The organism is Vibrio mangrovi (assembly GCF_024346955.1).
GTDB lineage: Bacteria > Pseudomonadota > Gammaproteobacteria > Enterobacterales > Vibrionaceae > Vibrio > Vibrio mangrovi.
The window spans coordinates 1,009,040-1,022,582 of record NZ_AP024884.1 but is presented as its reverse complement, the minus strand read 5'-3'; the positions used below and the strand labels follow the sequence as shown (position 1 = coordinate 1,022,582).

10 protein-coding genes, 1 pseudogene and 3 CRISPR repeat arrays are annotated in these 13,543 nt (G+C 47.1%); of the genes and pseudogenes, 3 read left to right on the top strand and 8 right to left on the bottom strand.

The features are described from left to right. Window positions 1–11 precede the first annotated feature (11 nt). A complete protein-coding gene (locus tag OCU74_RS20615) occupies window positions 12–872 on the top strand; it encodes an AraC family transcriptional regulator (protein ID WP_159457480.1) in 861 nt (286 codons plus the stop codon). Between the two features lie 65 nt (window positions 873–937). Here OCU74_RS20615 and OCU74_RS20610 read toward each other — a convergent pair whose 3' ends face one another. Then, entirely contained in the window at window positions 938–1,798 is an 861-nt protein-coding gene (locus tag OCU74_RS20610; RefSeq protein ID WP_087482892.1) for a helix-turn-helix domain-containing protein, read from the bottom strand. Window positions 1,799–2,025: 227 nt separating this feature from the next. Beyond that, window positions 2,026–3,174 (bottom strand): L-threonine dehydrogenase, encoded by a 1,149-nt coding sequence (gene yiaY / locus OCU74_RS20605; protein ID WP_087482893.1) that lies wholly within the window; start codon window positions 3,172–3,174, stop codon window positions 2,026–2,028. 169 nt (window positions 3,175–3,343) lie between these two features. Then, window positions 3,344–3,731: direct repeats of the CRISPR family, unit length 28 nt; unit sequence TTTCTAAGCTGCCTATACGGCAGTGAAG. A gap of 348 nt (window positions 3,732–4,079) precedes the next feature. On the opposite strand from yiaY, the gene OCU74_RS20600 reads away from it, so the two are divergent. Together OCU74_RS20600 and OCU74_RS20595 are read left to right on the top strand one after the other, a co-directional pair. Further along, the gene (locus OCU74_RS20600; RefSeq protein WP_087482894.1) at window positions 4,080–4,466 is read left to right on the top strand and encodes a hypothetical protein; all 387 of its coding nucleotides are present in this window, start codon (window positions 4,080–4,082) and stop codon (window positions 4,464–4,466) included. Then, on the top strand, window positions 4,441–4,761 hold the full coding sequence (locus OCU74_RS20595; RefSeq protein ID WP_143693318.1) for a hypothetical protein: 321 nt from the start codon (window positions 4,441–4,443) through the stop codon (window positions 4,759–4,761). Before OCU74_RS20600 ends, OCU74_RS20595 begins: the two co-directional genes overlap by 26 nt. 25 nt (window positions 4,762–4,786) lie before the next feature. Then, window positions 4,787–5,235: a CRISPR direct-repeat array (repeat unit 28 nt; unit sequence TTTCTAAGCTGCCTATACGGCAGTGAAG). A 140-nt stretch (window positions 5,236–5,375) separates the two neighbouring features. Here the strand turns inward: OCU74_RS20595 and cas6f are convergent. The 6 genes and pseudogenes from cas6f to OCU74_RS20565 form a co-directional block, all read right to left on the bottom strand. Next, window positions 5,376–5,930 (bottom strand): type I-F CRISPR-associated endoribonuclease Cas6/Csy4, encoded by a 555-nt coding sequence (cas6f, locus tag OCU74_RS20590; protein ID WP_087482895.1) that lies wholly within the window; start codon window positions 5,928–5,930, stop codon window positions 5,376–5,378. Window positions 5,931–5,932: 2 nt separating this feature from the next. Continuing rightward, the gene (csy3, locus tag OCU74_RS20585; protein WP_087482896.1) at window positions 5,933–6,916 is read right to left on the bottom strand and encodes a type I-F CRISPR-associated protein Csy3; all 984 of its coding nucleotides are present in this window, start codon (window positions 6,914–6,916) and stop codon (window positions 5,933–5,935) included. Between the two features lie 10 nt (window positions 6,917–6,926). After that, the gene (gene csy2 / locus OCU74_RS20580; protein ID WP_087482897.1) at window positions 6,927–7,880 is read right to left on the bottom strand and encodes a type I-F CRISPR-associated protein Csy2; all 954 of its coding nucleotides are present in this window, start codon (window positions 7,878–7,880) and stop codon (window positions 6,927–6,929) included. Next, window positions 7,877–9,175 (bottom strand): type I-F CRISPR-associated protein Csy1, encoded by a 1,299-nt coding sequence (gene csy1 / locus OCU74_RS20575; RefSeq protein WP_087482898.1) that lies wholly within the window; start codon window positions 9,173–9,175, stop codon window positions 7,877–7,879. The genes csy2 and csy1 overlap by 4 nt, the downstream gene beginning before the upstream one ends. 32 nt (window positions 9,176–9,207) lie before the next feature. Further along, a complete protein-coding gene (gene cas3f / locus OCU74_RS20570) occupies window positions 9,208–12,549 on the bottom strand; it encodes a type I-F CRISPR-associated helicase Cas3f (protein WP_087482899.1) in 3,342 nt (1,113 codons plus the stop codon). 97 nt (window positions 12,550–12,646) lie between these two features. Then, window positions 12,647–12,883, bottom strand: a pseudogene (locus tag OCU74_RS20565) (type I-F CRISPR-associated endonuclease Cas1f); the annotation flags it as partial. A 140-nt stretch (window positions 12,884–13,023) separates the two neighbouring features. Further along, window positions 13,024–13,291: direct repeats of the CRISPR family, unit length 28 nt; unit sequence TTTCTAAGCTGCCTATGCGGCAGTGAAG. Between the last annotated feature and the right edge of the window lie 252 nt (window positions 13,292–13,543).

Here is a 13,543-nt window from a genome sequence, read left to right as displayed (position 1 = left end):
AATATAGAATCATGATTAAGTCAGGCAAAGAAGTCACCGAACATGGCAAGAAAGACTTTCCGATTAAACTTTATGATCATTTTGATCAAAAATGTGTTTATCGTGTCGAAGCTCACTGGCATGACGAGTACGAGGTGATTTGGGTGACTCAGGGATGCCTGAAAGTGATTGTTGATGGTGAGAGCGTTTATCTGAAAGCCCATCAACTGATGATCGTCAATCCTCAGCAGTTGCATTCGATCGTGAATGAATCCAGAGAACCTTCTCATCATTATGCTGTGGTATGGGATAGTGCTCTGATTGCCAATAAAGTGAATGATCTGATTGAAGACAAGTACTTCAATGAATTTTTATTTTCTCAGCGTCGATTTAAAAATATAGTGATCGAATTATCTGCGTATGCAGCATGTCAGGTCTGCCTGGCTCATATCATCGAGTTATTTAAACATCAGCCCGAATGTTGGGAGCTGCATATCAAAATACGGATGCTTAACTTGTGGGCACTGTTTTTAGAAGGATCATTTCACGAGCTGGTCTCTGAGCACCGGGTCAAAACAAATTTGAGTATCGTCAAATCCATTATCTCTTTCATCCACTCTCACTATGAGCAGGAACTTGACCTTGACGAGATCGCCCGGGCAACCAACATCAGCAAAGAATACGCATGCAGAGCATTTAAGAAATCAACAGGACTGACGATTTTTCAGTATATTAATCAGACCCGAATCAGAAATGCCTGTTATTTACTCAGCACGACTGATCGGAAGATCAGCGATATTGCATTCAGCACCGGATTTAATAATCTGAGTTATTTTTCCAAGGTGTTCCGAGAAATCAAAGGGATGTCTCCGAAAGAAGTGCGGGGAGTTTGATTTCCCGGATTCGGGCAGTTGGTCTGAGCGTACCAAATCCAGCACAAGCTGACCTGAATGTATCCTCAGGAGTAGTGTGTACCTGTATTGTTGAGTTTGAACTGTTTCGGTGTGAGGCCGAATTCTTTTTTAAACAGGCGGATGAAATGTGAGATATTCTCATAACCCAGTTCATAAGCCGTATCCGTGACCGATAGCTGTTTGAGAAAGTGTCGGGCCTGATGAAGACGAATCTTCGTCGCGTATTCTTTCGGCGTATGACTGGTCACCAGTTTGAATTTCTGGCTGAAGTTAGGTAAAGACATGTTTACCTCTTCTGCGAGCTGTGAAATGGATAATGGGCCTTGGTTTGATTTCATCAGGCGAATGGCTTTAGTCACCGGATGACTGGCGTTATCCAGTAAGATTTTCTGACAACCCTGACGCTTGAGCAGCTCATAGACCAGCTCCTGACAGGTCAAATCGAGCAGGAAACCAATACTCTCTTTTTCATTGAGCAGCACATCCTGAACTCGGTGATGAAGTACCGACAGCCGCTGCTGCACAGATTCCAGATGGAAAGCGTGTGTGTCAAACCCCGGCGTGTCTTCAATCAGCAACTGTTCGCTGACTTTCGCTCGTACCTCTTCTATGAGTTCATCGCTGAACTCATAGACAAGTGCCTGGGTCGACTCAGACATCGACATATAGACATTGGAATGAGGCGGCAGTAGAACACATTGATCTTTCTGGTAACTGAACTGCTCGGACTGATTGATACTGACCTGCTTGGTGCCGCTGAGGATCGTGCACAATCGTGGCGACTCATAAGAACGGTATTCATCATGAAAATGCCTTGGCAGATCGTAGTAGAGGATATTGACGTGATTGGTCGCCAGACCAAATTCGGTCTCTGCGATGCGGGAAAAACAATTCAGTCTCTTCATGTAATCGGGCGATCTCTATACAGGCATCAGATAAACGGCTATCCACAGATGAATGATGCGATAAAGCTTTGGGATATTGCCGGGCGCCTATATTAATAAAAAACTCACTAAAAGATCTATACTCAAATACAGAATGGGCAACCCGACAGATATGATGTGGGTTGCCCGTATGCTTGAATGGTGACCGCAGAGCTGATATCAAGCTCAGATAATGACTGCGATTGGTATTACATGGCTGCTGTTAAAATCGCAACGATTTCTTCATGTGTGGCTTGCTGTGGATTCGTAAAACCACAGGCATCTTTCAGTGCGTTTTCGGCCAATACGTCGAAATCGGCTTCCTGAACACCGAGTTCCTGCAACCCTTTCGGGATGTTGACATCAGCCGACAACTGACAGATTGCAGCAATGGCTGCACTGGCAGCATCCGTGTCAGTCATCTCTTTCGTCTCAACGCCAAGCGCTACCGCAATATCTGCCAGACGGCCCGCAGCCACGGTGCTGTTGTACTTCTGAACGTGGGGCAGTAACACCGCGTTACATACGCCATGCGGCAAATCATAGAAGCCACCAAGCTGATGCGCAATCGCGTGGACATAACCGAGTGAGGCATTATTAAAAGCCATGCCCGCCATAAACTGCGCATAAGCCATGTTGTCACGTGCTTTGATATCATCACCGTGTGCGACCGCCTGACGTAAGTTACCCTGAATCATTTCAATCGCTTTTAATGCGACCGCATCCGTAATCGGTGTCGCTGCAATCGAGACATAAGCTTCAATCGCGTGAGTCAGTGCGTCCATACCGGTTGCGGCTGTCAGTGATGCAGGTTTGGCCAGCATCAGTTCCGGATCATTGACTGACATCATTGGCGTGACATGCTTGTCAACGATCGCCATTTTGATATGACGGACTTCGTCGGTAATAATGCAAAAACGGGTCATTTCCGATGCAGTACCCGCTGTTGTATTGACTGCAATCAGAGGCAACTGAGGCTTGGCTGACTGATCAATCCCTTCATAGTCTTTAATCTCTCCGCCGTTGGTCGCGAGCAAAGCGATACCTTTTGCACAGTCATGAGGTGAACCGCCACCCAGAGAAATCACACAGTCACACTGGTTTGCTTTGAGTATCGCCAGCCCGGCTTCCACATTACCTACGGTTGGATTCGGTTTGGTCTCATCAAAAACAACGGCCTGAACTTCTGAGTCCGCAAGCAATTTTGTTACTTTTGCCACCACACCGATTTGATTCAGGATTTTATCGGTGACAATCAAAGCATTCTTAAAACCATGAGCCGCGATTTCTTTCGCTGCATCAGACAAACAGCCCGGACCCATCAGGTTAGAAGAAGGGATATAAAACATATTAGACATCGCGTAACTCCTCGAAATACCTACGTATTTCATTTCGCTGAACAGTAATAATCAATGTCTGTAGGCTATCAAGAGGCCCGATCAGGAACTAACGCGTTTTTCAGTAAAATAGTTCAAATTTTCAAAACCAGAGGCAGACGATAGATCCAGATCAAGCGGAGGGGAGAAATTTCTAAGCTGCCTATACGGCAGTGAAGTCAGGAGTTTAGCCGGTGGGTGTATGTTGCAGTTTCTAAGCTGCCTATACGGCAGTGAAGGCCTGTACGTTGATGAATGTGATGATCTTCGTTTTCTAAGCTGCCTATACGGCAGTGAAGCCCAAGCTGTTTCCAGGCAATGAATACACCCTTTTCTAAGCTGCCTATACGGCAGTGAAGGGCATCGATGTGATCAGCTGGCCATGTCCCCGTTTCTAAGCTGCCTATACGGCAGTGAAGCTGTTGATTAAATTCCTGAACAGCCTTAACCATTTCTAAGCTGCCTATACGGCAGTGAAGTTTCAATTCTTCACCCATCGGTTGGCGGTGTATTTCTAAGCTGCCTATACGGCAGTGAAGGGTTCAATATATCTTTGCAGGCCGGATTATTAAAGAGCGGAGACGGAAATAATCCGAAAAACCCTATTTTTCAGGCTCCGAATATGGTCTATATAAATCAATAGGTTATATCAACGTGAAAAAATAGGGTTAAAACCAGCGTTTTACCCAGTCATTCTCCATAATTACCTTGAAATTTTGCAAGATTTCAGGTGGGTCAAATCGCCACAGAACAAAGAGTCTGGCATTGAACACCCCAGACAGAAACCTGATTCCCCGCTGAAAGTATATGGCATTCGCCTGCACGACTGAGCAAGTTTTTGCCCCTGAAATTATTGTGATAGACTCATTTTTTTTAAGGAGGTTCTTATGGCTAAGTCAGATAAATATCTCTCAATAATCATATTTTTAGTTGTCATTTCTGCATTCTCTGTAGTTAGTGGGTATCAGTACGTGGGCGATATTTTTGAGAAAGTGATAAATACAGTCGGGGTATTCTCAAACTATTTTGTCCTGATTGCATTATTTTCTGTTTATAAAGGGACTTCACTATTTAGCTATAAGCAGTTGTTTTTACTGGCATATATTACAGTTTTAATGACATTGATTTCTTATATCTATCCATATTTTAAGTATTCAGAACAAGATCCCACTGATCTAATGTCTACTTTTGGTTTTGACATAATCATCAATATTTTCATTTTTACTATTCTATTTAAGGAAGCTAGGCGTGAACGTAGCAAGTGTGATCTCTAATATAAGAAAAGGTGGCCCTGTATACACTGTTTATAAAATAGTGAAAGGGGTATTTGACGATAGATCTCATGCTGATGAGCTTTATTGTGAATTAATACCACTTCTTCATGATTATTTGATGCAAGGAAGAAGATTTAATGATCCTCAAATACAGCATATTGTTAATATTCTTAGAGAATTACCGGCAGATGGTGCAAGAAGACGAAATTTTGAAAAACGTTATTTGCAAGATGAATATGGATTGAGAGATTTACCTACGGACCCTCGTAAAATCCCTTATGGATTTTGGCATTGATCTTGAAAAACACCGGTATTTGCATTTTCTAATGCTGCCTATGCGGCAGTGAAGGTTGGTCGTTATTGCCTGAAGGCGATTTAATGTTTCTAAGCTGCCTATGCGGCAGTGAAGTTCAATATTACCATCCTGACAGAAGTTTATGATTTCTAAGCTGCCTATGCGGCAGTGAAGCTCCGCTGCTGCCGCCTGTTCCTCGGCAGTGATTTCTAAGCTGCCTATGCGGCAGTGAAGCTAATCGCCTTGGCCGCTGACAGGACGAATGATTTCTAAGCTGCCTATGCGGCAGTGAAGTGATTATGGTTTAGAGGGTTACGGTCTTTATTTTTCTAAGCTGCCTATGCGGCAGTGAAGGAGCGTTACGTGTTCGATGCCATCCGTCGCTTTTTCTAAGCTGCCTATACGGCAGTGAAGTCGGTTATCGATATCAGGTTTACTCCGGAGCCTTTCTAAGCTGCCTATACGGCAGTGAAGGGTTCAATATATCTTTGCAGACCGGATTATTAAAGAGCGGAGACGGAAATCACCCGAAAAACCCTATTTTTCAGGCTCCGAATATGGTCTATATAAATCAAACAGTTATATCCGGGGTGAAAAATAGGGTAAAAACAGGGTCAGAACCAGGGAACGGTTGTACTGCGGCTCAGGCCGTAACTGGAAAATGAACCGCTGACCGGTTTCTGGTTCAGTTCTCCCCGTTGAACAAATATCCGCATAACCTGTTTATTCGAGAGACTTTGCAGTTGCAGGTAAGGAAGTGCCAGACACTTTTGTTGTGAATCCGGGATCTTTGTCAGTGCTTCCTCTGGTGTTAGCCAACCCTTTGCTATGGAGCGTTTGCGCATATTATGCGGACTTTTTTGCTGAATCCGGGAAAACGTGCAATATCCATGAATGCAATCAGGCACTGCCTGTATAGGGCTCACACAGGTATAGTCCCGCAGACCTTTCAGCCAGTTTTCTGCCATCAATGTTTCAAGCTCGGTTTGCGTACCGTGCAAACGTAATACTGAACCAAGAGTTTTACCATAATGCGGGAAACTGACACCTATCTGGTTGGGACAAATTTGCATCATCACCCGGTGAAATTTAGCGAACAGGTGATTGATCAGTACCGGAGCACTCATCTCCGGGTCTGGCTCAACCTGTATATCGAGATAATAATCCATACTTACTCCCCGAATACACCACCGCGAATCAGCATCGCCATCATATAATGCTGCTCGTTTTCCTGTGGGATTTCATCTTTCAGCATCCATTGGTCGATGATGGTGTAAAAATCACTCTTCTCTTTTGGCTGGCGATAGGCCACACCCCGATTGGTGACGCTACCATATGGTTCGATAGCGATAGGACCGAACTCGTCTGCCTGTGAATACCAGGTGTCGATGGTGCGCAGTGCATTGCCGATTTTCTGGGAGTGCATCGCAGCCTGTCCGTCAAGCTGATACAGGTATTTGCTTTTTTTATCCCCGCTATTGAGGACCAGTTCCTGAGAAGGAAAAACGGTCTGACCTTCGCCGAGCTGAACATAAGCTTCTACCGATAACAATGTCGTTTTTTCACCCAGTAAACCCTGTTCAATCATCTGAGCCATCTGAGTGACAGACGGATTCTGTTGGTCAAAGTTCCGGAGTGAAAAGTCATGGGCATTAAATGTCCATTGTTGATCCTGACATTGGATGCGGATTTCAATCTGCTCGGCTCCGATCCGGTTACGCCACAGAAAACGCCCGTTGGTAAGGTTGGTGGCATAGCGATTTGCCAGTGTGCCGAAGCCATACTGGCTGACATAATCAGTGACTTTTTTCTGTAGTTTGGTTTGATAATCCGGGCTGTTACAGGTTGATGGCTGACCCAAGCCGCCAAGTACCCGCAGAGTGAACATCACTTTCAGGGTGTCGTTCTGAAATGGCAGTGCGGCATTATCGACGGTTTGCAGGTTGGCTTTTTCAACTTCAGCATCAAGCTTACTGGCTTTGGCTCCTTTGAGCCGGTTGGAAATCGTGCCGCGGACCGATTTTTCAATGACCGGAATCGGTTTCCACAGCTCTGCCTTATCCTTTTCCTGCCAGTTGCCGGAAAGCATTACGGCATCAGAACAGGCCAGTTTCGATTCAAAAGCTAAAACGGAAGGGGTGGTTAATTTTGTCATGTTGAGTTCCTTAAATTCCAAAATCGAGCTCTTTCCGGTCAGTGTCTTGTCCGGCAGAAATAGCGTTGATGGTCTGTTGACTGTGGCAAACATAGAAAGGGGATTCTTCCTGATAATGATATTGCCACATCAATTCTGATAGTGAGTCGAGTCGGCTTGGCGCGCCGATCCATTCCCCGATGCTGTGAATCGCTTCGACAAAGCTGACCGGGACATCTGGGTTACGCACATGGCTGACTTCACGGGGAGAATAAGGTTTGGCGAGCTGTTTGTAGCCGATCTGAATCGGGACCAGATAGCCTTCATGCTGATCAACCTGTTGCCATTTGACTTTATCTGGGTCTTCTTCCAGTGGTTCATCGGTGGCCGCATATTTGAAAGCAGAAAAACTGAGCCAGTTTTCCAGCATTTGATTGTCCTTGTTCTTCTGATTTTTTTCTGCCAGCAGCGCTGAACGATCAATCAAGGCAAAGCCGGGTAGTAACGGACGTAACAGTTTGCGGGGTGTGTCGCCGCTACTGAGAAAACAGCTTTGTATCCCGGTAATCCGGCCTCCGGCCAGTTTCTGTTGTATTGCCAGTTCCCGGATGAGTTCGCACTGTGCTTTTTGCCCGGCCTCATTGACGACATTGAAACCACTGGCCCGGATGATCAGTGAGACGCTCATATTCATTTTCCCCTCTTCGTTAATCGGGGCAGTTTTGCCTTCTTTGGTCAGCGGATTGCGGGTCTGGGCGAATGCATACGGTTCGTAGCGGGATTCCCGGTAAGCATGAAGCTGATGGTGATGGCAGATGATGGCAACATCACTCAGGGTAATTTTATGATTGTGTTGCAGTTTGAGTGAAAGCGCATGGACATAGCCGAGGAAATGGGTCACCGCCGGAAAACCATAAGTAAATCCGGAAATTGCATTGGCGCCACTCACTTGAATACGTTTGAGGATCAGATATTGTTCGCTCATTGTCCTGCCTCCTGCAAGGCTTCAAGAAATGCTTTCTTCCAGATCTCAACTTCCTCATTGCCCAGTACAAAACTTTCCTGATTGTGATAATTGAGGCTGTCTTTCAGCCACAGACCAAAATTTTGAGCAAGCTCTTGCTGCCACTGCTGGTCATGACGATCCCATTGCGGATGCTCCGGATCGAGCCAGCGGCGTTGTGCTAAGGGTAAATCGCTTGCCTGATCGCTCCAGCGGGCCGGGAGCTGTTGCCACTGACCCGCTTTGCTCAGGGCTTGATCGATCACTTCATCAACCTGTTGTCTGATATAGTTACGGATGCGTTGGTTGCTGTCGGTCTGCTGTTGATTGAGCCGAGTCAGAAAACGTCTTAGTTGACGAATCGTGTCGCGGGTCAGGTAACGTAACTCAGGATGAGTAAAGATATTGTCACTGGTGAGCGGTGGTTTCTGCCGGGTTTGCCAGACAGGCGGGCGGGCCGAAAACAGATAATTACGGCCACCACGGCCAGAGTTGAGTTGCGAGACATTCTGCGGTTTGGAGCCGCCGGCAATGGTCACGGCCAAATCAGGGTAGGCAACCAGCGGTGTGTTGTGTGGTTGCTGGTTTTTTCGTGCATCCCGGACCGCTTTCATCTCCTGACTGTAACGGCTGTGGTGAATGGCATCGTAAAAAGCCTGTGACAGAGAAGAAGAGTATAGCGGCACCAGCAAATGATACTGATTGTCACCGATCGGGAAATAGATCTGCTTGCCGAGCGTATGGCTACTGGGTGCCTGATCATGCAGAGCCTGTTTCAGTCCGTCAGTCCAGCGGGATAGTTGAGTTTCATCGGTGGTGAAAGGTTGCAGTGGTGTGGTGTTTTCCTGTTTCAGGTAGTCAAACAGAGAAGTGCCATGTTCATCGGTCAGTTGCAATAACCGGGCAACGTCAAGGGCCGCTGCATTTCCGACCACATCAACCGCCGGTTTTTTCAGTGCGCTGGTGTCGAGATAATGTGGATCGCTGCCCAGATTACTGGCGAGCAGGTTGCTGCCTTTGGCACCACTGTGGGTAAATTTGATGGCGTGGGTCGCCATACTGATCTGCGAGGCACGCTGGGCTGCGCTATCGAGCCAGTGAGAGATCTGAAAATCCTGTTGCAGCTTTTCCCGTTTGGCCGCGTATTCTGTTTCAACTTCTGCGGCGGTTGTCTCTGATACGGCATCCTGCCGGGCTTTTGCGTAGGTTTTATCGAGCGCTTCCTGCTTGGCAAGGTAGCGCTCATGGATGTAGCGTTCTATTTGCTGCGATAGCATTTGCCCTCCTTCAGGGTTATTTGAATATACTGTCAATGCACCATCTCCTTTCCTCTAAACACGCCAAACACCGGATGGTAATACCATGTTAAGCCCAGATTGCTTTCACTCTGTGCCGCAAGATTGATGGTGGCGTAAATCAGGCTGGTATCTCGCAGAGACGTTTCCTGACGGTCTGCAATTTCTGCAAGGACATTGGTTAATTCAGCATTGCCCCACACGCAAATACCGTTCGCCATAGGCGGTTCGGGCCAGTCCTGTAACAGGCCGCTGTTACGCCATTCTTTATGGCTGTGGTCAAACTGAAGCAACTGGGGCAGCTTCTCCGGATCGTCTTCATCCGGTATCAACACATAATCGACTACGGGCTGGCTGCGCCGAAATGGTGTGCGGCGCTGAAATTCACCAAACAGATGGGCATAGCGACTATTCCACCACGGTTTTACGGTATCTCTGAGTTCTAACAGCATTGCCAAATGTTCCAGTTCAATAAAACCGTTGGCCTGTTGAACGCTTTGGTCGATCAGTAACTGTCGTTCGGGTTCGGTGAAGCGCGGGATGGCATTGATGTGTTGCAGAATATCACCGAGACCTTGTTCTCGCAGATCATGAGAGGTTAACGTCAGGTAAGAAGACTCGGAACCATTCAATGCGTAGTGTTTACTGCTTTCATATCCCGGTCGGCTATAGGCAATTTTTTCTTGTTTCAGCGCTTTGAAATTATGTGTTAACAGTAAAATATTGGGTGTTGTCGGTATGATATGCCGGTGGCGTTGTACCCGGCCAGCCAGTTGGATCAGTGAACGGACGGAACTGGGCTCGATAACTGCCCAGTCATAATCGTGATCCCGGCCGACTTCCGCAACCGGAGATGCAAGTACAACAAAGATATGATGGGGTTCAGTAAACCGGGCCAGAAGCGACTGGATCAATGGCTGACTGAAAATATCCTGACAATTGCCGGCATTTCGCTGGAGTAGTTTATCGAGGGTTAACTCGATTTCTGAGCGGACTGCCAGTGGTTGTTGGCTATGATAGACACAGTAATGAATGCGGGTGTCTGCCGGTGGTGAATACATCATCAATTGCGCGGCAACGGCTATCAGCGGCTCGATGTTTGCCATGCGTACTATCCCGGTTGAGACGGTTTTACCCTTACAGTCCGGTTGTTGCGACTTTGTGTTGTGTTGTGGTGCGAGCTGAGTGATTCCCCGGTAAACGGTTCTGGCAAACTGCTCAGATGTGCTCATCCCAGCCTGAGAGGGTTCGATATTCAGCCAGTTTCCCCAGTGTAATGGCCGCTTATCTTTGCACAGTGCACTGGCTCGGTCTTCTGTAAATTTTTGGTGCCGGCTCAGAAAATCAGTATATGACGTCACATCGGTGGTGTACGGCATGAATTCATCAAACCACGCGCAGATGACCGGCTGAGGCTGTTGTGCTCCGGTTACCTGATTATATTGTGCGCGCCCGGCCTGATAGCTGGCAAACAAGTGAGTGAGTAGTGACGGTGGCAGTGTTGCGGACGAAAGTAATACGCGGGCACCGAGTAATCCGGCAAAATAGACCAGCCTTGCCAGAGCGGGATCATCGTCGAGCGAGAAATCGTCCGGTTCATCAATGATCAAATCACCAGTGAGCAGCCGTAGCATTGGGGCGATCTGCTGACCGCCGCTGATCCCTTCGGAAACCGGGATCAGATAGTCGATGGTACTGACACTCAATGGCGCACTGATGAAACGGTGAACACTGCTTTTCTGTTCCAGCCAGCGGTTGAGATAATGGTTATCGACTTCACCATCGTAACGGACATACTGATGCTCGGCAAAAATCTCTGCCGATTCGCTGCCGTTTGCATAAGCCTTTTCTTCCTCTGCTGAGTTTTTCTGGTAGTCGAACAGATCTTTCACTGCCTGTGAACCGATATGAATGGCCAAATCATCTTCTTGCAGATGCAGGCGTTGTTGCAATGCTTCACCGGTTTGCAGGGTCAGGGTTCTTAACCCCAGCGCAATACTGAAACGACAGCCGAGTTGTTCTTCTGACAGCGCGTACATGATCCGGGCATTCGCCAGTGTTTTTCCTTTTCCGGTTGAGGCCATATTGATACCGAAAAAACCTTGTTGCTGACTGCGTTCGGTGAGGCTGGTAGCCTGATCAAATGCTCTGTTTTGCCAGCGGAAACGGCTGTCCGGGCTGTGACGTCTCATTTCTTTGTGACGTGTGATACTGGGCATGACAGCCCGAAAGCGGGGAATTGTTCTGGTAATAATGTAGGCGTGGTGTGCAACGCCGATGCAATGCTCATCCAAACGCTGTTTCATCTCTCCGGTCTTACGATCCGTATTGGCAAATAGCTGATAATCGACATCCTGCCATTTGCTGTGAGCGACATCGGCGGAGTAGGTGTGATCGGCCAGCATCAGCGCCATACGCGCAATATGGAGAGGAAAAGGCTGATCAAGTGCTGCATATTCAGCCAGATTGGGTAGATTCAGTGCCCGGCGGGCAAGCTCCCGGGCTTTCATTCGCCAGGTATGGCTACGGATTGGTGTACCATCTGAGAAATTCAGTACCGCTTTAAAATCCTGCGGTTTAAATTGATCATAGCGATGATTGAGAGCATTCCAGTTAGCATCCAATCCCTGATTCAGCCAGTTATCGACATCGGTTAACGCTGATGATGCGGATTTTGTGCCATCAAAGGCGGAGGTCTGACGGTAATCTTTCGGCATTCGGTGATGGGAGAGAATCAGCCAGACAATGCATTGTGCTAACGGTGGCAGCTCAGTGAAACCATGCAGTTGCATTGGATCGTGTTCTTTACCTAACTCAATATCATCCTGAGCGGTCAACTGTGTCAGATGTTGCAGCCATTCTTGATCAGTGCGTCCGGCAACAAAGCGGATAAATAACTGACAGGAAAGCCATTCGTGACGATAGGGTTCGAACCCGTACCTTTTTTTCAGCTTCCTCTGGAACATGAAGCCAGCTTTACCAAAATCGTGAAACAGCCCGGCGATTGCTGCCATGAGTGCTGCCGTCTGAATACTGTGCATCGGGTTTTCATCCTGACTACGCAGAATGTCGCGTTGCGTGGTATTGGTCGGGACAGTGCCGTCAGGATTGAATTTTCTGCGGTTACCTACGATCCAAAGAAGATCTGTCTGATTTTTGCTGCGAATCCAGTAACAGGCAACCGCAGTGTTACGTCGGGCGTTCTTCTTTAACAGTTTGCGCAGTGTATTCAGTCCTTCCTGAGTGATTGGCGTTTGCCAGGTCCGGCGGCCTTTACGTTCGGCAAACTGGTCTAGTACCCGGCGGGTTTCTGGCAGTGCTTGTTTACTACATTGTGAGATCAGCAGAATATTCATCAGATTACACCGCTAGTTGAGTTGCGGTATCTTGTAGGGTATCAATCATCACATCAAGTGCTTGTACTGTGCGAAAACCATTCAGGCAGCGTTTATCACCGGCCTTTGCCAGTTCCCTCATTGCTGCCTGAGTGATGGAAGTTCCGGTCCCCAGCATTATTACAGTCGTATTGGCAATCGGGATATTCCAGTACAGACTCTCTTTGCCCTGATCGGTGACATATTCAACCCGGCCACCGTTAACCAGTACCCGGCAGTGCTGCAGATAATAGAGATTGGCGCGTTTGGAATGGAGAATCGTTTTCAGTTCGCTGGGAGAAAATTCACTGGCCAAGAGATGTCCTTATCAGTGGTCGGAGGAGGTATCTATCATAAGCAAATGTTTTTTATGCTATCAAGTGCTTTTTATGGGTTCTGGAAATCTGCCTGTGCGGCAGTGAAGCAACGGCCAATGGCGAAGTCAAAACCGAGGATTTTCTAAGCTGCCTATGCGGCAGTGAAGAAACTAAAGCCGATGGGAACCAATAACGAGATTTTCTAAGCTGCCTATGCGGCAGTGAAGGAACAACGCTGATGGAAGTTGAAAAAGTGGAATTTCTAAGCTGCCTATGCGGCAGTGAAGCCGGATCGCTGTCCATGTAGTCTGAGAGATTGTTTCTAAGCTGCCTATGCGGCAGTGAAGTTAATTCCGGGGATATGTCTACAGCGCAAACATTTCTAAGCTGCCTATGCGGCAGTGAAGGGTTCAATATATCTCTGTCAGCCAGATTATTAAAGAGCAGACGATGAAATCATAGTAAAAACCCTATTTTTTATCTGAATTATAACTAATTGATTTTTATAAATTATATTTTATCCCTAAAAATAGGGTTAAAAACAGATAAGTTACAGGGACAGACTGCGCAAAATTCCCGCCAACCTTCAATAACACTTGAAACCCAGATCATGATTTGTAGTGGCCTGAGCTGCTATCCTTTTCTGAGATATAAAGGAC

Bases quoted from the DNA above. Each gene is read 5' to 3' on its own strand.
- OCU74_RS20615 (WP_159457480.1), top strand. From the start codon at position 12: ATGATTAAGTCAGGCAAAGAAGTCACCGAACATGGCAAGAAAGACTTT.
- OCU74_RS20610 (WP_087482892.1), bottom strand. From the start codon at position 1,798: ATGAAGAGACTGAATTGTTTTTCCCGCATCGCAGAGACCGAATTTGGT.
- yiaY (WP_087482893.1), bottom strand. From the start codon at position 3,174: ATGTCTAATATGTTTTATATCCCTTCTTCTAACCTGATGGGTCCGGGC.
- OCU74_RS20600 (WP_087482894.1), top strand. From the start codon at position 4,080: ATGGCTAAGTCAGATAAATATCTCTCAATAATCATATTTTTAGTTGTC.
- cas6f (WP_087482895.1), bottom strand. From the start codon at position 5,930: ATGGATTATTATCTCGATATACAGGTTGAGCCAGACCCGGAGATGAGT.
- csy3 (WP_087482896.1), bottom strand. From the start codon at position 6,916: ATGACAAAATTAACCACCCCTTCCGTTTTAGCTTTTGAATCGAAACTG.
- csy2 (WP_087482897.1), bottom strand. From the start codon at position 7,880: ATGAGCGAACAATATCTGATCCTCAAACGTATTCAAGTGAGTGGCGCC.
- csy1 (WP_087482898.1), bottom strand. From the start codon at position 9,175: ATGCTATCGCAGCAAATAGAACGCTACATCCATGAGCGCTACCTTGCC.
- cas3f (WP_087482899.1), bottom strand. From the start codon at position 12,549: ATGAATATTCTGCTGATCTCACAATGTAGTAAACAAGCACTGCCAGAA.